Genomic DNA, 18,065 nt, shown 5'->3' with positions numbered 1-18,065 from the left:
CGGCTTTTCTGTGGGAGCTGGCTTGCCTGCGATGGCATCAACTCTGTGTGCCTGATACATCAAGGTGTCTGCATCGCAGCGGTGCGACGATTCGACAAGCCAGCTCCCACATTCGAACGTCAGTGTTTTTTCAGCTTCACATAGGACTGATGCAAATCCGACGCCCAGCCGTCGATCACGCTTTTCACGTCATCGGCCTTCATCACCTGTGAGTCGTTGGACAGCGGCTTGCCGGTGCCTTTGCGCACTACCTGGGCAAGCACCTTGCCGCTGCCACCGTCGAGGAACTGCGCCTCGGTGCCCAGGGTGGTTTCCTGGTCACGAATGCCGGTGCCGGTGCTCACTGCAGCCGCCACCAATGCCACCGGGATGTACTCGTAGGGCTTGAGGCTTTCGGTCTTGCTGCTGACGGCGGTAATGGCCGCGCGCACCACGATCACACCCGGCCCTGGCGCGTTGGCCAGCGGCAGCGACTTGGCCAGCTCACGCTTGAGCGCCTGGTTGTAATAGGTGTTGATGCCGTTGAGGGTGCTGTCCGGAATTTTCGCGGTGGCTTGGGGCTTGGGGTAGAACTGCGTCGGCTCGATGAACACCGACGTGTAGTTATTCAGGTTCAGGTCGGGGTCAACCCAGCGCATCACCTCGGCGCCTGAAGGCGACTTTGCTTCTTTGAGGTGGCTGTAGTCCGAGAGAAAACCTGAATACTCGTCCGGTTGCGTTACCTTGCTGGCACAGCCGACCATTGCGATTGCAACGCACAGCGTGCTGATCATTAGCCTTGATTTCATCATTGAACTCCCTGGCAGTCATCGTCGAGACACTGAGTTGTAGGTATAGCCAACTCTGGGAAAATCGCTGCAATTTCAAGCCACCTGTTTGACAGAGTTGCAACCTGCGTCAAAGCTGCATACAGCTTAAGCACGCCGTAGAGCGTCCATGCATCATGACAACGGAAGTCGCATGCCCAAGCCTGATAAAAATAAAGCCACACCTCGCCGTTATCTGTTCCCCGTATTGATCGCCGTATTGCTGCTGGCCATGGCCGCGATTTGGATATTCCTGCAATCAAGCACACCCCAACTGCGAGTCGCTGCGCCGACAGTCGTGGCCAAACCTGCGGTCATCGCGCCGGCCACGATGGTCGATGAGCAACAATGCCAGGGCTGCCACCAGTCTCAGGCCAAGGACTGGCAAGGCTCCCATCATCAATTGGCGATGCAGACGGCGACCGTAGAAACGGTGCCGGCCGACTTCAATGACGCCACCGTGACCGCCGAGGGTGAAACCACGCGTTTCTATCGGCGCGGCGACGAGTTCTGGGTCAATACCCCCGGCAGCGACGGCCAAGCCGCTGATTACAAGGTGGCCTATACCTTTGGCATTAAGCCGTTACAGCAATACCTGATCGAGGTGGGCGACGGGCGTTTGCAGGCGCTGGGCGTGGCCTGGGATACGCAAAAAGGTCGTTGGTTTCACCTGTATCCGGGCCAGGGCGTCACCTTCAAGAACCCGCTGCATTGGAGTAAACCCAGCCAGAATGCCAACTTCATGTGCGTGGAATGCCACACCACCGGCTACAAACGTAACTTCGACCCGATAAAGAATAGTTTTGACAGCCAATGGAACAGCCTCGGCGTGGGTTGCCAGGCCTGCCATGGCCCGGCGTCCAACCATGTGCAGTGGGCGGCCAAAAAGGGCGACCTGTTGCACGCGGGTTTCGCCGTCGACCTGAAAGACAAGAACGCCACCGTCGAACTCGAAACCTGTGCCCGCTGCCACGCACGCCGCGCGCCGCTGGGTGATGGTTTTACCGTGGGCAAGCGCCTGATGGACGACTACCTGCCCAGCGTGTTGACCCGCGAGTTGTATACCCTGGACGGCAAGATCAAGGATGAAGTGTTCGAACACGGCTCGTTTGCGCAAAGCAAAATGGCCGAAAAAGGCGTGCGTTGCAGCAACTGCCACAATCCCCACAGCGCTGAGCTTAAGGCACCGGGCAATGCGGTGTGTGTGCAGTGCCATAACACCGCGGGCAAAACCCCGGTGGCAACGGTGGATGGGCGCGGGTTGCAGGCTAAAAACTACGATTCCAGCGACCATACGAGGCTGCCCGTTGGCCAGCCGGGTTCGTTCTGCGTCGATTGCCATATGCCGGGCAAGTTCTATATGGGCAATGACTTTCGCCATGATCACAGTTTCAGCCTCCCGCCAGGCGCGCGCGCCGTCCTCGACGGCGCACCGAGTTACGGCGAGAGCATGGCGCTGATTCGCGCGGGTCAGCCCGGTGCGGCCCAGGCCCTGTATGACCAACTGGCGCGGGGTAATCTACCGGCGATCCAGCGCGCCACGCTGCTGGTGGAATTGCCCAACTACCCGAGCGAACAGGCGCTCAAGCTGGCCATCAAAGACCTCAGTCACCCTGCCCCACAAGTGCGCGAAAGCGCGGTGCGGGCGGTGAGCGCCCTGCTACCGGCGCCGGAGCGGGTTGCACTCTATGCCCCGCTGCTCAAAGACCCGGTGCGTGCCGTACGCATTATCGCCGCACGGGACCTGCTCAGCGTCGCCGGCCAAGGGCCGGCATGGAACAGCGCCATTGCCGAATACGAGCAGGTGCAACTGAGCCTGTTGGAACGCGCCGAAGCCAATCTCAACCTGGCGATGCTCTACCAGGCCAGTGGCCGTGGCGACAAGGTCGAAGCGCAGTTGCGCGCGGCGCGGGTGCGTGATCCGGACTTCCTGCCGGCACTGGTAACCCTGGTGCAGTGGCTTGAGACCAATGGCCGCCAGCCAGAAGCACGCAGCCTGATTGCCGATCAGTTGGCCGTGCATCCCGACGCGCCGCTGTTGCAGCATACCCAAGGGTTGATGCTGATTCGCGCAGGTGATGCCTCGAACGCCATGCCGTATCTGCGCAACGCCGCTCGGCTGGACCCAGCCAGCGGGCAGTTTGCGTATGTATTGGCGGTGGCCTTGCACGATAGCGGCCAGGTCGATGATGCCTGCCGGCAGCTGGAAGGTCTGCTGCAGCGCCAGCCTTATCACCGCAATGCACGCTTGTCGCTGATCCAGTACTACCTGGAGAGCGGCCAGGAGCCCAAGGCACAGACTGTCATGCAGGCTTGGAAACGCTTGAATCCAGGCGACCCGGCGTTGAAATGAATGACCTATAACCAAAGCAAATAGTGTGAATAAACAGATACGCCTTCCCTGGTGATGCAGGCGGGTAAATGATCCGCTGAAAATTCCTCCCATCACCTGCAGGTTGCGCTCGCGACGCCCAGCCCTGAGCTGATCTATCCGTTTGAAGGCTGAAAGTTTCCGGGGGGGACGCTTTCAGCCTTCAAATCGCCATAATCTCTGCTATTGTCCAAAGACCTCATCTCCTCCTCATCGCTTCAACGCGATCTTCTGTGAGCATGCTCTGCGACACCGCTGCACCGGTGTCGGGCCTGAATGTCACGGAAACCATGCGATGGACTCAGCCTTACCCGACCCGCCGCAATCGCGCGCTGAAAAGATCGTCGAATTCAAACGCCAGAAAACCCTGCTGAAAACCGGCGCGCTGCAAGACGCCATTTTCAACAGCGCCTACTTCTCCAGCATTGCCACTGACGAAAAAGGCGTGATCCAGATCTTCAACGTCGGCGCTGAACGTATGCTCGGCTATGCCGCCGTTGACGTGGTCAACCGCATTACCCCCGCCGACATCTCCGACCCCGCCGAGTTGATCACCCGCGCCGCCGCCCTCAGCGAGGAACTCGACACCCCCATCACCCCAGGCTTCGAAGCCCTGGTGTTCAAGGCTTCACGGGGCATCGAAGACATCTACGAGCTGACCTATATCCGCAAGGACGGCAGTCGCCTGTCGGCCATGGTCTCGGTCACGGCCTTGCGCAATCGCCACGACACGATCATCGGCTACCTGTTGATCGGCACCGACAACACTGCGCGCAAGCAGGAGGAAGTCGAGCGCAAAGGCTTTGAACGCGCCCTCGAGGAAAAGAACCTGGAGCTGGAACACGCCAACCATATGAAGTCCGAGTTCCTCGCCACCATGTCCCACGAATTGCGCACGCCGTTGAACGCGGTGATCGGCTTTTCCGAGGCGCTCAAGGACGGCCTGGTGGGCGACATGAGCGATATCCAGCGCGAATACATCGGCGATATTTTTACCAGCGGCCAGCATTTGCTGTCGCTGATCAACGATATCCTCGACCTGTCCAAAGTCGAAGCCGGGATGATGGACCTGGAACTGGAGCCGGTTGAACTCGCAGGCTTGCTGGCCAACAGTTTGTTGATCGTGCGCGAAAAAGCTGCGCTGCAACGCATCCAGCTGAAACTCGACAGCCAGGGTGATTTCGGCACTCTGTCGCTGGACCTGCGCAAGACCAAGCAGATCATCTACAACCTGCTGGCCAATGCGGTGAAGTTCAGTGCGCATGGCAGTTGCGTAACCCTGGCAGTGCGTGAGGTCAGCCGCGATCAGGTCGGGCTGATCGCCGGCGACTGGCCGGTGCACAGCTTTGCCCTGCCGCCCAGTGCGCAGCAACAGTTCCTTGAATTGAGCGTGAGCGATACCGGTATCGGCATTGCCGTGGACAACATGGGCAAATTGTTCAAGGCCTTCAGCCAGATCGACAGCAGCCTGGCGCGCAAATTCGAAGGCACCGGCCTGGGCCTGGCCATGGTCAAGCAGTTGACCGAGCTGCACGGCGGCAGCGTGGCGGTGGCCAGCCAGCCCGACCTGGGCGCACGTTTTGTAGTGTGGTTGCCGCTGCACAACGCCAGGCAGGCAAGCTGATGACCGACATCCTGATCGTCGAGGACAACGAGGCAAACATGCGCCTGGCACGCCTGTTGCTCGTCAATGCCGGGTACACCGTGCTGTGGGCCGCCGACGCCGAAACCGGCCTGACCCTGGCCCGCGAGCAGCAACCGGCGCTGATCCTGATGGATATCCAGTTGCCCGGCATGGATGGCCTGGCGGCAACGCGCATGCTTAAACAAGACCCGCACACCGCGCACATCCCGGTGATCGCCCTGACCGCCATGGCCATGAAGGAAGACCGCGAAAAAGCCCGCCTGGCCGGTTGCGACGCGTATGTGAGCAAGCCCCTGAGCTACAAAGAGCTGTACCGCGTGATCGACGCCCTGCTGCCCCCACATACCACACCCTCTGCATGAGTCCTCTCCATGGCCAGCTCACCCGCAACGCTGTTGATCGTTGATGACGAACCCCAGGTTCGCAAGCTGCTGGAGACCCTGCTGCAGCATGAGGGCTACCAGACCCTGACCGCCAGCAGCGGCGAGGAAGCCTTGCTGCTGGTAGCACAGCAGCCGCCCGACTTGATCCTGCTGGACATCATGATGCCGGGCATGGACGGCTATGACGTCGCCAGCCAACTCAAGGGCAATGCCGCCACCGCCAATATCCCGATCATCATGCTCACGGCGCTCAGCGAGTCCGAGGCGCGCATCAGTGGTTTGGAAACCGGTGCCGAAGAATTCCTCAGCAAGCCGGTGGAGCACATCGAGTTATGGCTGCGGGTGCGCAACCTGCTGCGGCTCAAGGCCCATGGTGATCAATTGAAAACCCATGGCCTGATGCTCGAACAGCAGCTGCAGAATCAAACCCGTGAAACCGTGCATGACCTGATCCGTGAGGCGCTGGAAAACGACCTGCGCCTGGCGGTCGAACGCAGCGATTTCACCCTGCATTACCAACCCAAGGTCGAGCTGGCCAGTGGCGCCGTGTGTGCCCTGGAAGCCCTGCTGCGCTGGGACCGCCCCGGCCACGGCGCGGTATCACCGGCGGTGTTTGTGCCGCTGTTGGAAACCCTGGGCTTGATCGTGCCCGTCGGCCGCTGGGTCATCGACAACGTGTGCCGGCAGATCGCCGCGTGGCAGCGCAGCGACATTGGTGCGGTGGAAGTCTCGGTGAACGTTTCCGGGCATCAATTGATCGAGGGCGACCTGATTGCCGATATCGCCGCCAGCCTGGCTAAGACCGGCGTTGCGGCCCATTGGCTGGAGGTGGAGTTGACCGAAAGCTCGCTGATGGAAAACACCCAGCACACCATCGCCAGCCTGCAACGCCTGCGCGCGATGGGCGTGAAAATCTCCATCGACGATTTCGGCACCGGCTATTCCAGCCTCGCCTACCTGCGGCGCTTCCCCATCGACACGCTGAAAATCGACATCGCGTTTATCCGCGAAGTCACCAGCAACCCGCAGGACGCAGCCATTACCCGCACCATCATTGAACTGGCCCACAGCCTGGAACTGCGCGTGGTGGCTGAAGGCGTCGAGTCCCAGGCGCAGCTGGCGTTTCTAAAGGCAGCCGGCTGCGATCAGATTCAGGGGTACTTGTTCAGCCGGCCGTTGCCGATGCAAGAGCTTGAGCGTTTGCTGCTGGAAAAGCGCAGCCTGGAACGAGGCTGATGATGCCGATGTGGCGAGGCTCGACGGCGTGCCTGAGTTATTCAAGTCCTTGGATTGGTGAACCGAACCACAATTAAAAGTGTGGGAGCGGGCTTGCTCGCGAAGGCGGGGTGTCAGCCAATACATCCTTCACTGATACACCGCTTTCGCGAGCAAGCCCGCTCCCACAAGGGTTATGTGTGTATTTGAGAGTCTAAGGGTCCAGCACCCCGCCGCTGTAGCTGTCCGACAACCGCGTCCCGGTAAATTTGGCCACCACCGAACCCTGGGCCACCAGGCGTTCACGGTGGCCTGTCACCATCCGCCCGGTTTGCACTGCGCGCAAAATCACCTCTGAAGACGGGTCGCCAGGGCGGCCGATAATCCGGGCGAAACGCTCGCCCTCTTCAACCGGGTCACCCAGGCTTTTTTCAAATACCAGTACACCGGCACAGGGCGCGAGAACGGTTTCCATGCAGCCCATGTCCACCACCTCGCCCTGCCATTCGCGGATGTCGGCGACTTCATCAATCACGCCATTGATGCACAGCCACGCCCACAACCCGTCGGCGTCTTGGTGTGCCAGCGCATCGCTGACATCGGCCTGCCCGCGTAATTCGACCGTCGCGGCCAAGCGCGGCGCGCCATGATTGATGAGGGTTTCTTCAAAGGAACCGTCACCGCCTTCATCCCACACAATCACCACCTCGACCTGCAACGCGGCCGCCAGTGCCAGGCCGTGTTCGGGCCAGAAGCTGCGATGAATGTAGAGGTACGGCAACGCCTCATCGTCGGTGTGCAGGTCAAGCACCAGGTCGGCGTCGGCCGCCAACTGCACTAACCTTTTTTGCCATTGCGCCAGGTTGCTCGCCGGGCGCTCCATGGCCAGGGAATGGTCGAACGCACGGTTAAAGTTTTGCCCGGTTGCCTCATGGAAACGCCCCAGCAGCTTGCCCTGGCGAAACTGGCCAATGCCAAAGGGGTTGGCCTGGGGCACCACGGTGACACTGCCGCGCAAACGGCCCTGCGCCTGGCTCGCCTGCAAGCGCGGCAGCAGGTGGTGCAGCACCAGCATTCCGGCGATTTCATCGGCGTGTACGCCGGCTTGCAGGTGCACCTTGGGGCCACTGCCGTCGCCTTCAAACCGCCAGGCGCCGATGTGCAGCGTGTTACCCGCATCGCCTGGCACCTGCCATGAAAGGTCTTTTGCCATGCCTTGCCCTCCTCTGATGATTTAATCGCTAGAGATTGAACACACGTTCAATTAACCTGAGCACTCTGGTCTTTTATCAAAGGCATGCCCGTGACCATCGACCCTCCCAAACTGCGCCGTGCCGACCCCGATGAACGCCGCGACTTATTGGTTGCCGCGACCCTCACCTGCCTGGCCCGTGACGGCCACGCGGGGATTTCCGTGCGCCGCATCGCCGCCCAAGCTGGCGTTTCGGTGGGTTTGCTCAACCACCATTTCGGCAGCATCGACGCGTTGATCGCCGAGACCTACCACAAGCTTGCCAATGAGCTGACCAGTGCGTTATGGGCGCAAGTCGAGCTGGCCGAAGGCGCCGCCGCGCGCCTGGACGCGTTTCTGCGCGCCTCGTTTTCGCCACGGGTGATGGACCCCGACCTGCTCGGCGTGTGGGTGGTGTTCTGGAGCCTGATCCGCCACTCGCCCCACGTAAACCAGTCCCACGAAAACAGCTACCGCGCCTACCTGGCGCTGATCCAGCAGCTGCTGGACGACCTGGCCCGCAGCGAAAACCTGAAGATCCACGACAGCCACCTGGCTGCCATCGGCCTATCGGCGATGCTCGACGGGCTTTGGCTCGAGGGGTGTCTCAACCCCGGCACTTTCAGCCCCGCCAACGGGCTGCACATCTGTCGCTGCTGGGTACAGGGGTTGCGTCACGGAGCATTCGGCGCCGACCACGTCCTGTGATTCCGGGTGGCGGGCGCTGAGCATGGCCAGGGTGCCGCTGACCGCGATCAACACGGCGCCGATGATCAGCGACACATCCATCGACGTGCCCCAGATCAGGCTCGAGAGTAAGAACGCCCAGATCAACCCGGTGTATTCGAACGGTGCCAGCAAGGTCGCCGTGGCCCGGCGGAAACTCGCAAACAACAGGAACTGACCTATGCCGCCGACCAGACCTGCCGCCAGCATCCCCAGCCAGGCCGGGGTCGGCGCTGGCGTGTGGGTCCAGGGCAACGTCACCGCCATGCAGATAACAAAAACCACGTTGGTGATCAGCATCTGTTCCAGCACCGAGGTTGCCGGGTCGACCTGGCGCAGCTGGATATAGGTGAACGCCCAGCACAACGCGGCCGCCAGGGTCAGCGCGATAGGCACTGGATCGACCATATTGCTGGGGCGACAGGCGATCACCACACCCACAAAGCCGATGATCAGCGCCACCCATTGCCCACGGCTCGCACGCTCCTTGAGGATCAGCGCAGCCAGCAGCGTGACCATGATCGGCGCGGAGAAATACAAGGTGGTCATTTCCGCCAGGGTCAGGTCCTTGGCGGCGGTGTAATACAGCAACCACGCCAGCAGCGAGAGCAACCCGCGAATGATCAGCAGCTTGCGGCTCACCGAGGTCCATGCCCTGCGCAGCAGGCCCATGCGCCCGGCGATCACACAGGCACCCACCACCACCAGGCTGCGCCAGAACAAAATGCTGAACACCGAATAATCGGCCACCAGCCATTTGATCACCGCGTCCTGCAACGCCAGAAACGCGTAGGCCAGTGAGCACAGGGCGATCCCTTGCAGCGCGCGGTCCTGTTTCATCCCACGGACCTGCGCAGCGGCGTGCCGCGCCGTTCGGCGATGGCGTAGACGCCCTCGATCAGGAAGGTCAGGCACAGGTAAACACTGGCCACCAACAGCAACGGTTGATAGATCTGCAAGGTCTGCGCGCGCACCACATTGGCCGCGCCCAGCAGGTCGACCACGGCAATGGTCGACGCCAGCGCGGTGGATTTGAGCAGCATCACCGTCTCACCGGCCAGGGTCGGCAACAGCAGGCGCATCGCCCGTGGCAAGCGCACCCGCAGCAGCGCCTGGCGCGGGGTCATGCCGAACGCCGCAGCGGCTTCCATTTCGCCCTTGGGCACCGCCAACAGGCCGCCGCGAATCACTTCACCGACATAGGCGCCCACCGACAGCACCAGGGCAAACACGATGTACCAATAGCCGTCACGCAGGAACGGCCACAAAAAGCTGCCACGGATCATCGGGAACTGTGCGAACAGGCTGCCGAGGCCGTAATAAAAAATATAGATCTGGATCAGCAGCGGCGTACCGCGCAGCACACTGGTGTAGGCCAGCGCACTGCGCGCCAGCCATTTGCGCCGTGACAACCGCGCCAGCGCCACCAGCACCGCCAGGGCAAAACCCAGCACGGCGCTGATCAACAGCAACGACAAGGTAGTCTGCAAGCCCTTGGCGATCAGCCCCGCGTAGTAACTTATCCACTCAGGCATGCGCGCCTCACTCGACAACCGGCATCCAGCGACGAATACGTCGCTCCAGGCGCCCGGACAGGTAGTTGGAAGCCAGCGTCACCAGGTAATACAAGGCGGCGGCCGTGAGGTAGAACAGCAAGTAATGACGCGTGGAACCTGCCGCCTGCTTGGCGGTGTACAGCAACTCGTTGGTGCCGACCACACTGATCAAGGCGCTGTCCTTGATCAGGTTGATCCACAGGTTGGACATGCCCGCCAGCGCATACGGCGCCATGATCGGCAAGGTCACCCGGCGAAACAGGCCAAAGCCGCTCAAGCCAAACGCCCGCGCCGCTTCGATCTGGCCGTGGGGAATGGCCAGGATCGCTGCGCGGAAAATCTCCGACGCATAGGCGCCCTGCACCAGCCCCAATACCAGTATCGCCACCAACGGCCCGCTGATATTGACCTGGGCAAACCCCAGCCACAGCATCAAGGCGTTTAGGCCCATGGAGCCTGCGTAATACAGCAGCAGGATCAGCAGCAGTTCCGGCACCGCGCGAAACACCGTGGTGTAACCGCGCATCAACAGCGCAATCGGGCGCGGCGCGCTGAGTTTGGCGCAGGCCACCACCAGGCCGATCAGCAAGCCCACGGCAAACGCGCCGACGGAGATTTGCAGGGTCATCCATAACCCTTTGAGCAGTGCGTTGCCCCATCCTTGGTCACCAAAGCTGAGGAGATCGAGCATTATTCGGTCTTCTGGGCGATTTGCTGATAGGGGCTGTCACAGGTCTTGCTCACATAGGCCGGCGTGTCGGCGCGTTTGCAGGGGCTGACCGACAGGCCGAAATAGTGCTGGGACAAGTCGTCAAAGTCCTTGCTCACCAACAGTTCGCCGATGGCTTTGTCGAGGCGGGCCTTGAGGGCGGTGTCTTCCTTGCGCAAACCGGCGCCGACGCCACGCCCGATGATCGGGTCGTAGGGCACGCTGGCAATATGCGCCAGGCCGCTGGCTTCCGGGGTCTTGACCATCATGGCGATGGCGGTGTCGTCGGCCATCATGTAGTCGATGCGCCCGGCGATCAGGTCGGCATTCGCCGATTCCTGGGTGTCGTAGTACTTGAGGTCAGCGATGTTCTCGTAGTACTTCTTCAGGTAATTGGCGCTGACCGTGGAGATCTGCACGCCGATCAACTTGCCCTTGAGGCCTTCGGGGGTAATGTCCACCGTAGCGCCTTTGGGGCCTGCCACGCCCAGCAGTGAATCGTAATAGGCGCGGCTGAAGGCGATCTGTTTTTCACGCTCATCGGTCACCGACATCGAGGAGAAAATCACATCGATTTTCTTCGCCAGCAATGACGGAATGATGCCGTCCCACGCCACTTCCTTGATCTGACACTCGGCTTTCATGCCTTCACACAGCTTGTGGATCAGGTCCACTTCAAAGCCCGACCACTGGCCGTTACCGCCTTTTACGGTGAACGGCGGATAGGGTTCGGCCGCCACCGCAAACACGATGGGTTTTTCTGCCGCCAGGGTAAAACCTGCGGTCAACATCAACACTGCACTGCCCAACCACGTTGCCATGCGCTTGCATTTCATGATTTGCCCCGTCTTTTTCTGGAGTTAGCGAGTTTGATGCGCGTTGACGAACTGTCGGCAACGCTCACTGCGTGGGTCGAGGAACACCGCGTCCGGCGTGCCGGTTTCTTCGATCAAGCCTTGATGCAGAAAAGCCACTTTGGAGGACACATCCCGGGCGAACGCCATTTCATGGGTGACCAGGATCATGGTGCGGCCTTCTTCGGCCAGGGAGCGGATCACACGCAGCACTTCGCCCACCAGTTCGGGGTCGAGGGCTGAGGTGGGTTCGTCGAACAGCATGACTTTGGGGCGCATGGCCAACGCACGGGCAATCGCCACACGCTGCTGTTGGCCGCCGGACAGGAACGCCGGGAATTCGTTGCGCTTGGCGGCCAGGCCGACACGGTCGAGCAAGGCTTCGGCGCGTTCGATGGCCTCGGCACGGCTTTCGCGCAGTACCTGGGTGGGCGCCTCGATAAGGTTTTCGAGAACGGTGCGGTGCGGCCACAGGTTGAAGTTCTGGAACACCATGCCCAGGGTCGAACGAATGCGCACCAACTGCTTGGCATCCGCCACCAGCGGCGCGCCGGGCATGCCGTAATTGAGCTTGATGCTTTCACCGTCGACATGGATGCTGCCCTGGTCGGGCACTTCAAGCATATTGATGCAGCGCAGCAAGGTGCTTTTGCCCGAGCCGCTGGCACCGATCAGCGAGATCACCTCACCTTCGTTGGCCGTGAGGGAAATGCCCTTGAGCACTTCGATATTGCCGAAGCGCTTATGCAGGTCGATCACTTCAATCATCTTGCGCGCCTCGACCGGCGCCAGCACTTCGATCTTTGGCACCGGCGCCACACGCGGCTCGCCGGCAAGCTTGGCAACAAACCCGGCGATACGCTGGCAGGCTTCGGCCAGGCGTGCTTCGCCCAAGGTGAACGACAGCCGCACAAACCCTTGCGCCGGTTCGCCAAACGCCGCGGCATCCAGCACTGACACACCCGCCTCGCGGAACAGGCGCCAGGCAAAATCCAAGGAGCCCAGGCCCGTGCCGCGCACGTCCACCAGCACAAACATCCCGGCTTGCGGCGCCTGCACCTTGATGCCGGGGCACGCACTCAGGCCAGCCACGACCAGGTCACGGCGGCGCCGGTAGATGTCGCGCATGCCCACCGTCACTTCATCATGGGCCAGCACTGCCGCCGTGGCGGCTTCCATCACAAAACCCGGCAAGCCGTAGAGCATGCTCAGCACCAGGGTTTCGGCGTGGGTGATCATTTCTGCTGAGGCGATCAGCCAGCCGGTTCGCCAGCCGGTCATGGCGTGGGATTTGGACAGGCTGCCGATCACGATGCAGCGCTCGGCCATGCCGGGTAACGCGGCGAGGCTGTGGTATTGGCCGTCAAACACCAGGCTTTCGTAGACCTCATCCACCACCACCCACAGGTCGTGGGCGATGGCCAGGTCGGCTATTGCTTGCAGTTCCTGCGGGTTGAGTACGACGCCGGTGGGGTTATTGGGGTTGGAGAAGAAGATGGCGCGGCTGCGCGGGGTGATGGCGGCGGCGAGCAAGCGTGCATCCAGGCGAAACCCGGACTCCGGCGAACACGGCACGCGCACCAGCGTGGCGCCGCTGGCTTTGAGCGTGGCTTCGTAAGTGACGTACATCGGGTCGAGCACCAGCACTTCATCACCGGCTTGCAGCAGGCACAGGGAACTGATGAACAACGCGTTCTGTGCGCCGGGCACGATGATGACGTTGTCGGCATTCAGTGAGCGTGCCAGGGTCTTGCTGTAGCGCGCCGCGACGGCTTCGCGCAGGGCGGTGCGGCCGGGGATTTCGGTGTAGTGGGTGTCGCCGCTGTGCAGCGCGCTGACGGCGGCGTCGGTGATGAACGACGGCGTGGCGAAATCGGGATCGCCGACGCTGAGGATGATGATGTCTTCGCCCTGGCTGGCGGCCTGGAACGCAGCGTGGTGGATGTCCCAGGCGGCGACGCCCTGCCCTGCAATACGTTCTACGAAGGGGGAAAACCGCATGCCAGAGCCTCTCGTTAAAAACTAAAAAGCGCGAACCCGGTTGTGTGCAAACGGGTGGATGCGGTCAACATAGTGCAAACTGAACAGTCGTTCAATGGGTATGTTTGAGGGGGTGTCGTTTATCGAGTGAACAGGTCGTGAATGACTTTTTCGGGGGCGTTTGGATCAGATTGATAGAGGCTTACCGTTGGGTCATCAAGTCACAGCGAGGGTCTTGCAGCTCCTCGGCCGACCCCAGGTTCAGCTCGGTCAAGGTCACCTGGGTGCTGAGCAGCACAAAGCTGCCATCGCCGCGGGGTGCCATCAGCAGGCTGTACTGGCTCATGCTGCCGCCCTGGGCATCCACGTATTCACGCAACACGGCCAGGGGGTCGAGTGCATCAGCGTCCGCCGCCGACAGGGTGCGGGCACTGTAGGTGTGCCCCATCAGGCGCATGGGCAATACGCGCCACTGCTCATCGAGGCTCTCGCCTTGCTGGTTGAGGAAGGCAAAGGTGTACGGGCGCAGGCAGGCAATGTGCAGGTGCAACTGGTTCTGCGAGCGGCCATAGCGGGAGTTGATCGCCACTGACACAAACGCGTCGGGGATCGGTTTGGTCAGGCCCGCAGACAGCACCGCACGGTGCCGCCAGGCCTGGGTAAAGTAATGCGGCAGCAGGTGCCGCCCCAAGGCCGGGTCTTCAATGCCGGTGACTTTATCCACGGCAATCAACAGGTCCTGGAACGGGCCGTTGCGGTCTTTGAACAGGGTGTAGCCACGGTCCAGATCCACCGCCAGGCACGGGCTGGGGTTTTGATGCTGTTGCTGGTCGGGCACACACTGCTGGCTGACGATACGCCACAACGCGTCAGGATTGCCCCGCCATTGCCAGGCCCCCGCCAGCGCCAGCACAGCGAGCACACCACCAGCGATTTTGAATACGGTACCGCGCTTCATGCAAAAACCTCGACGAACAGGGATGTTGTTTGTGTACCGACGTCCCTGTCGTTAAGGCTAACGTTTGGTGGGGGCCATAAATTCCGGCCCGATTGGATCTTTTATCGTGCTGGCGAGAATACGGTCGATATGTGTCAGGTCATCGGTGCTCAGGTGCCAGCCAAACACCTCTTCAAAGCCCTTCAATTGTTCCGGGCGTCGCGCGCCCCAGAGTGCAATGGTCGGGCCTTGGTCGAGCACCCAGCGCATGGCCAGCGCCAGCACCGATTTGCCATGGCATTCGCGCGCATAGCTGTCCAGCGCCGCCACAGCCGCCAGGTATTGCTCGAAACGCGGCGCCTTGAATTTGGGATCAAGCTTGCGCACATCATCCCCGGTAAAGCTGGTGGCCGAGTGCATGCTGCCGGTGAGCAAACCACGGCACAGCGGGCCGTAGGCCAACAGCACCAGCGAGTGTTGGCGAGCATAGGGCAGGATGTCGCTGTCAATGGCACGCTCGAACAGGTTATAGGGCGGCTGCACGGTGGCCAGCGCCGTGTGCCGACTGAAGTCGTCCATTTGCGCACAGGAATAGTTGCTCACGCCGACAGCCAGGATCTTGCCCTCACGGCGCAGGCGCTCCAGCTCATCGGCGGTTTCTTCCTGGGCCACCAGCGGGTCGGGCCAGTGCACCTGGTACAAGTCGATGTAGTCGGTGTCCAGGCGCACCAACGAGTCTTCGACTTCTTTGCGGATGCGCCGCGCCGTGGCATTGCGCCGGGTGGTGCCGTCGTCCCATTGCAGGCCGGCCTTGGTGGCGATCACCGCACTGTGGCGCATGCCGCGCACGGCCTTGCCAATCAGCTCTTCGGACAGCCCAAGGCCATACACCGGCGCGGTGTCGATCAGGTTGATGCCACAGTTCAACGCATGGCGAATGGTCTTGATCGACTGCTCGTTGTCCGCACCACCCCACAAATGCCCACCCATGGCCCAGGTGCCGAGGGCAATCCGCGAGACGGCCTTGTCGATGCCGGCAATCCGGATGGTCTCGATGCGCATAAAAAATTCCTCGAACTGCAAAAATACGTAGAAAAACAATTACTCTAGATCATCCGAGGTTGAATAGGGCTCAACGCCCCATGGAACCGAACTCCTGGTAAAGAGACTTGATATGGCGGCTTTTAATCGTTCCGAATTGGCCGATCTGAATGTGTTCATGGCGATCATCCGGCGTCGCAGTTTTCGCCATGCCGCCCATGAGCTGGGCGTGACCACCTCGGCGCTGAGCCACACCATGCGCAACCTGGAAACGCGCCTGGGGGTCAAGCTGCTGTACCGCACCAGCCGCGCCGTGGAACCGACTGACGCCGGCACCCTGCTGGCGGAAAAACTCACCCTGGGCTTTGCCACCATCCAGGACGGCCTCGACACCCTCGAACTGCACCGCGAAGCACCGATTGGCCGCCTGCGCATCAACGTGCCGCGAGATGCGGCCGTACTGCTGTTGGCGCCGATCCTCGGCGCCTTCACCGACGCCTACCCGCAGCTGCGCCTTGACCTGATCGTCGAAGACCACATGCTCGACATCATCGCCGAAGGCTACGACGCGGGTATCCGCTATGGCGCCACCGTGCCCCAGGACATGGTCGCGGTGCCGCTGACCGGTGCACTGCGCTGGATCATGGTCGCCTCCCCTGCCTACCTCGCCCGGCGCGGTACCCCACAAGTGCCCAAGGACCTTCTGGAGCATGCGTGCATCCGCATGTACCTGGGCGACAAGACCACCTACAAATGGGAATTGGGCAATGGTGCGCGCCAGCAACGCATCGACGTGCCGGGAAACTTCAGCGCGGCCGACACCGAAACCATCGTCAATGCTGCGCTGCAAGGCGTGGGGATTGCCTACTGCCTCTCCGACCGCGTGCAGCAGCAGCTTGCCGACGGCCGCCTGGTGGAGGTCATGCCGGACTGGGCCTGCATGGGCGAACCCCTGTGCATGTACTACCCGAGCCGCCGCCAGTCGCAACCGGGGTTGCGCCAGTTGATGGACATGATCCGCATGAAAACCATCGGTTCGCAGTTAATGGAAACACTTTGAACCTGGGCCGTGCGGCTATCCTCCTATTTGGATAGATCACGGCCCGGTACACACTCGATGACTTTTATTCTATGGATGGCCGTACTCGGCGCCGTACTGCTCACCCTTGCCCTCACCTCCGCCTACCTGCGCTGGATGCCGGTGACCACCTCGGCGGTGTGCCTGTTGCTGGGCATCGCCATTGGCCCGCTGGGCGTCGACCTCTTGGGCCTGGATATCAAAGGCTCGGCGCGCTGGATGGAGCACCTGACCGAAGTCGCGGTGTTGTTTTCGCTGTTCGTCAGTGGCTTGAAACTGCGCCTGCCACTCAAGCATCGCACCTGGCGCGTGGCGTTTGGCATGGCCGGGCCGGTGATGCTGCTGACCATCCTCGGCGTTTCCCTGGCGCTGCATTATGTGTTTGCGTTGCCTTGGGGCGTGTCGCTGCTGGTGGGCGCGATACTGGCGCCGACCGACCCGGTGCTGGCCGGGTTGGTGCAGGTCAATAATGCCCAGGACTATGACGCGCTGCGGTTCGGCTTGTCCGGTGAGGCCGGCTTGAATGACGGTACCGCCTTCCCCTTTGTGATCTTTGCCCTGCTGTTTATGCAACACGGCGGGTTTGATGGCGACTGGTTCGGTGGCTGGGTCCTGAAAAACCTGCTGTTGGCGGTGCCCGCCGGCTTGCTGATCGGCTACTGGATGGGCCGTGGTATCGGGCGTGTGACTCTGTGGCTACGCATCACCCATGCCGACAGCACGTTGTCCCCCAACGACTACCTGACCCTGGCACTGATCGCCCTGGCCTATGTGGCCGCCGAGGCCGTAGGTGGTTACGGCTTTTTGTCGGTGTTCGCCGCAGGGCTGGGCTTGCGCCAGGCGGAGTTCCGCTCCACCGGGCACTCGCAGACGCCCTCGGAGCATTTGGCGTTGCCGGTGGTGGGCCATCTGGAGGTGGAACCTGAGCGAGCCCTGCAAGGCGACGTCAGTGACCTGCAGGATACGCAAATTGCCGCCGGCGTGATGATGGGCGACATGCTCTCGTTTGGCAGTTTGGTGGAGCGTTCGATGGAAGTGTTCCTGGTGACCGTGCTGGGCATTGTGCTGGTCAGCCACTGGGATTGGCGCGCGCTGCCGGTGGCTGCGCTGCTGTTCTGCGTGATCCGCCCGATCAGCGTGCTGGTAATACCTTGGGGCAAATTGATCAGCAAGCGGCAACGCGGCTTGATGGGCTGGTTCGGCATTCGCGGTATCGGCAGCATTTACTACCTGTTCTACGCGCTGAACCACGGGCTGGTCGGCACCAGCAGCGCGTTGGCAGTAGACCTGACGATTTCGGTGATCGCCTTGAGCATCGTCGTTCATGGCCTGAGCACCCAGCCGATGCTGGCGTGGTATGAACGACGTGCCAAGGTGAACGCTCACTCCTGATTTTCGGTGTTGCCTACATCCGCTGCATCATCAAGGTCGTTGAGCGGTACTTCTGCATCATCCATCAATGAGCCTGGGTCTTCGTTGCCCGGGTCATTGAGTTCTTCCTCGTCATCCAGTTCCTGTGACATAACCGTCTCC

The 18,065-nt window shown here is 61.4% G+C and carries 16 protein-coding genes and 1 pseudogene; 7 read left to right on the top strand and 10 right to left on the bottom strand.

The genetic code is table 11. The features are described 5' to 3' along the window. Window positions 1-119: 119 nt before the first annotated feature. Complete coding sequence (locus FFI16_RS11710; protein ID WP_138817712.1) at window positions 120-788, bottom strand: DUF3313 domain-containing protein; 669 nt, start codon at window positions 786-788, stop codon at window positions 120-122. A 172-nt stretch (window positions 789-960) separates the two neighbouring features. Between FFI16_RS11710 and FFI16_RS11705 the strand changes: the two genes are divergently transcribed. From FFI16_RS11705 to FFI16_RS11690, 4 genes are all read left to right on the top strand, one after another. Further along, window positions 961-3,159 carry a tetratricopeptide repeat protein gene (locus tag FFI16_RS11705; RefSeq protein WP_138817713.1) on the top strand — a complete coding sequence of 733 codons (2,199 nt, stop codon included), beginning with the start codon at window positions 961-963 and terminating at the stop codon, window positions 3,157-3,159. Between the two features lie 313 nt (window positions 3,160-3,472). Beyond that, window positions 3,473-4,801 carry a HAMP domain-containing sensor histidine kinase gene (locus FFI16_RS11700; RefSeq protein ID WP_138817714.1) on the top strand — a complete coding sequence of 443 codons (1,329 nt, stop codon included), beginning with the start codon at window positions 3,473-3,475 and terminating at the stop codon, window positions 4,799-4,801. Continuing rightward, window positions 4,801-5,184, top strand: a complete 384-nt coding sequence (locus tag FFI16_RS11695; protein ID WP_138817715.1) for a response regulator — start codon at window positions 4,801-4,803, stop codon at window positions 5,182-5,184. The genes FFI16_RS11700 and FFI16_RS11695 overlap by 1 nt, the downstream gene beginning before the upstream one ends. Window positions 5,185-5,193: 9 nt before the next feature. Next, window positions 5,194-6,441 (top strand): EAL domain-containing response regulator, encoded by a 1,248-nt coding sequence (locus FFI16_RS11690; RefSeq protein ID WP_138817716.1) that lies wholly within the window; start codon window positions 5,194-5,196, stop codon window positions 6,439-6,441. 193 nt (window positions 6,442-6,634) lie between these two features. On the opposite strand, the gene FFI16_RS11685 is transcribed toward FFI16_RS11690, so the two are convergent. Further along, window positions 6,635-7,633: a succinylglutamate desuccinylase/aspartoacylase family protein gene (locus FFI16_RS11685; protein ID WP_138817717.1), complete on the bottom strand. Its 999-nt coding sequence runs from the start codon at window positions 7,631-7,633 to the stop codon at window positions 6,635-6,637. A gap of 84 nt (window positions 7,634-7,717) precedes the next feature. Between FFI16_RS11685 and FFI16_RS30670 the strand changes: the two are divergent. Further along, a pseudogene (locus FFI16_RS30670) lies at window positions 7,718-8,263 on the top strand (TetR/AcrR family transcriptional regulator); the annotation flags it as partial. On the opposite strand, the gene FFI16_RS11675 reads toward FFI16_RS30670, so the two are convergent. The 7 genes from FFI16_RS11675 to FFI16_RS11645 all read right to left on the bottom strand — a co-directional run bounded on the left by FFI16_RS11675 (window position 8,219) and on the right by FFI16_RS11645 (window position 15,475). Beyond that, a complete protein-coding gene (locus tag FFI16_RS11675; protein WP_138817719.1) occupies window positions 8,219-9,217 on the bottom strand; it encodes a DMT family transporter in 999 nt (332 codons plus the stop codon). The pseudogene FFI16_RS30670 and the gene FFI16_RS11675 sit on opposite strands and share 45 nt — an antisense overlap. Further along, entirely contained in the window at window positions 9,214-9,912 is a 699-nt protein-coding gene (locus FFI16_RS11670) for an ABC transporter permease (protein WP_138817720.1), read from the bottom strand. The genes FFI16_RS11675 and FFI16_RS11670 overlap by 4 nt, the downstream gene beginning before the upstream one ends. Window positions 9,913-9,919: 7 nt before the next feature. Further along, window positions 9,920-10,624, bottom strand: a complete 705-nt coding sequence (locus FFI16_RS11665; protein WP_099549733.1) for an ABC transporter permease — start codon at window positions 10,622-10,624, stop codon at window positions 9,920-9,922. After that, window positions 10,624-11,478, bottom strand: coding sequence for a transporter substrate-binding domain-containing protein (locus tag FFI16_RS11660; protein WP_178112670.1), 855 nt, complete (start codon window positions 11,476-11,478; stop codon window positions 10,624-10,626). The genes FFI16_RS11665 and FFI16_RS11660 overlap by 1 nt, the downstream gene beginning before the upstream one ends. 24 nt (window positions 11,479-11,502) lie before the next feature. Then, window positions 11,503-13,497: an aminotransferase class I/II-fold pyridoxal phosphate-dependent enzyme gene (locus FFI16_RS30780; protein WP_138817721.1), complete on the bottom strand. Its 1,995-nt coding sequence runs from the start codon at window positions 13,495-13,497 to the stop codon at window positions 11,503-11,505. 181 nt (window positions 13,498-13,678) lie between these two features. Then, entirely contained in the window at window positions 13,679-14,434 is a 756-nt protein-coding gene (locus FFI16_RS11650; protein WP_138817722.1) for a CDP-diacylglycerol diphosphatase, read from the bottom strand. Between the two features lie 57 nt (window positions 14,435-14,491). Further along, entirely contained in the window at window positions 14,492-15,475 is a 984-nt protein-coding gene (locus tag FFI16_RS11645; RefSeq protein WP_138817723.1) for an aldo/keto reductase, read from the bottom strand. 112 nt (window positions 15,476-15,587) lie between these two features. Here FFI16_RS11645 and FFI16_RS11640 point away from each other — a divergent pair, with 112 nt between their 5' ends. Both FFI16_RS11640 and FFI16_RS11635 read left to right on the top strand, forming a co-directional pair. Beyond that, on the top strand, window positions 15,588-16,514 hold the full coding sequence (locus FFI16_RS11640) for a LysR family transcriptional regulator (RefSeq protein WP_138817724.1): 927 nt from the start codon (window positions 15,588-15,590) through the stop codon (window positions 16,512-16,514). Window positions 16,515-16,571: 57 nt separating this feature from the next. Further along, window positions 16,572-17,924, top strand: coding sequence for a sodium:proton antiporter (locus FFI16_RS11635; protein WP_138817725.1), 1,353 nt, complete (start codon window positions 16,572-16,574; stop codon window positions 17,922-17,924). Here FFI16_RS11635 and FFI16_RS30475 read toward each other — a convergent pair. Next, window positions 17,915-18,055 (bottom strand): hypothetical protein, encoded by a 141-nt coding sequence (locus tag FFI16_RS30475; RefSeq protein WP_178112669.1) that lies wholly within the window; start codon window positions 18,053-18,055, stop codon window positions 17,915-17,917. The two genes, FFI16_RS11635 and FFI16_RS30475, sit on opposite strands and share 10 nt — an antisense overlap. Window positions 18,056-18,065 lie beyond the last annotated feature (10 nt).

The sequence above is a fragment of the Pseudomonas sp. KBS0710 genome (assembly GCF_005938045.2).
Lineage (GTDB): Bacteria > Pseudomonadota > Gammaproteobacteria > Pseudomonadales > Pseudomonadaceae > Aquipseudomonas.
This window is presented reverse-complemented; position numbering and strand designations above follow the sequence as displayed.

Coding starts and splice junctions, on each gene's coding strand:
- FFI16_RS11710 (WP_138817712.1), bottom strand. CDS start 788: ATGAAATCAAGGCTAATGATCAGCACGCTGTGCGTTGCAATCGCAATG.
- FFI16_RS11635 (WP_138817725.1), top strand. CDS start 16,572: ATGACTTTTATTCTATGGATGGCCGTACTCGGCGCCGTACTGCTCACC.
- FFI16_RS11640 (WP_138817724.1), top strand. CDS start 15,588: ATGGCGGCTTTTAATCGTTCCGAATTGGCCGATCTGAATGTGTTCATG.
- FFI16_RS11695 (WP_138817715.1), top strand. CDS start 4,801: ATGACCGACATCCTGATCGTCGAGGACAACGAGGCAAACATGCGCCTG.
- FFI16_RS11675 (WP_138817719.1), bottom strand. CDS start 9,217: ATGAAACAGGACCGCGCGCTGCAAGGGATCGCCCTGTGCTCACTGGCC.
- FFI16_RS11700 (WP_138817714.1), top strand. CDS start 3,473: ATGGACTCAGCCTTACCCGACCCGCCGCAATCGCGCGCTGAAAAGATC.
- FFI16_RS11650 (WP_138817722.1), bottom strand. CDS start 14,434: ATGAAGCGCGGTACCGTATTCAAAATCGCTGGTGGTGTGCTCGCTGTG.
- FFI16_RS11660 (WP_178112670.1), bottom strand. CDS start 11,478: ATGAAATGCAAGCGCATGGCAACGTGGTTGGGCAGTGCAGTGTTGATG.
- FFI16_RS11690 (WP_138817716.1), top strand. CDS start 5,194: ATGGCCAGCTCACCCGCAACGCTGTTGATCGTTGATGACGAACCCCAG.
- FFI16_RS11685 (WP_138817717.1), bottom strand. CDS start 7,633: ATGGCAAAAGACCTTTCATGGCAGGTGCCAGGCGATGCGGGTAACACG.
- FFI16_RS11705 (WP_138817713.1), top strand. CDS start 961: ATGCCCAAGCCTGATAAAAATAAAGCCACACCTCGCCGTTATCTGTTC.
- FFI16_RS11645 (WP_138817723.1), bottom strand. CDS start 15,475: ATGCGCATCGAGACCATCCGGATTGCCGGCATCGACAAGGCCGTCTCG.
- FFI16_RS11665 (WP_099549733.1), bottom strand. CDS start 10,624: ATGCTCGATCTCCTCAGCTTTGGTGACCAAGGATGGGGCAACGCACTG.
- FFI16_RS30780 (WP_138817721.1), bottom strand. CDS start 13,497: ATGCGGTTTTCCCCCTTCGTAGAACGTATTGCAGGGCAGGGCGTCGCC.
- FFI16_RS11670 (WP_138817720.1), bottom strand. CDS start 9,912: ATGCCTGAGTGGATAAGTTACTACGCGGGGCTGATCGCCAAGGGCTTG.
- FFI16_RS30475 (WP_178112669.1), bottom strand. CDS start 18,055: ATGTCACAGGAACTGGATGACGAGGAAGAACTCAATGACCCGGGCAAC.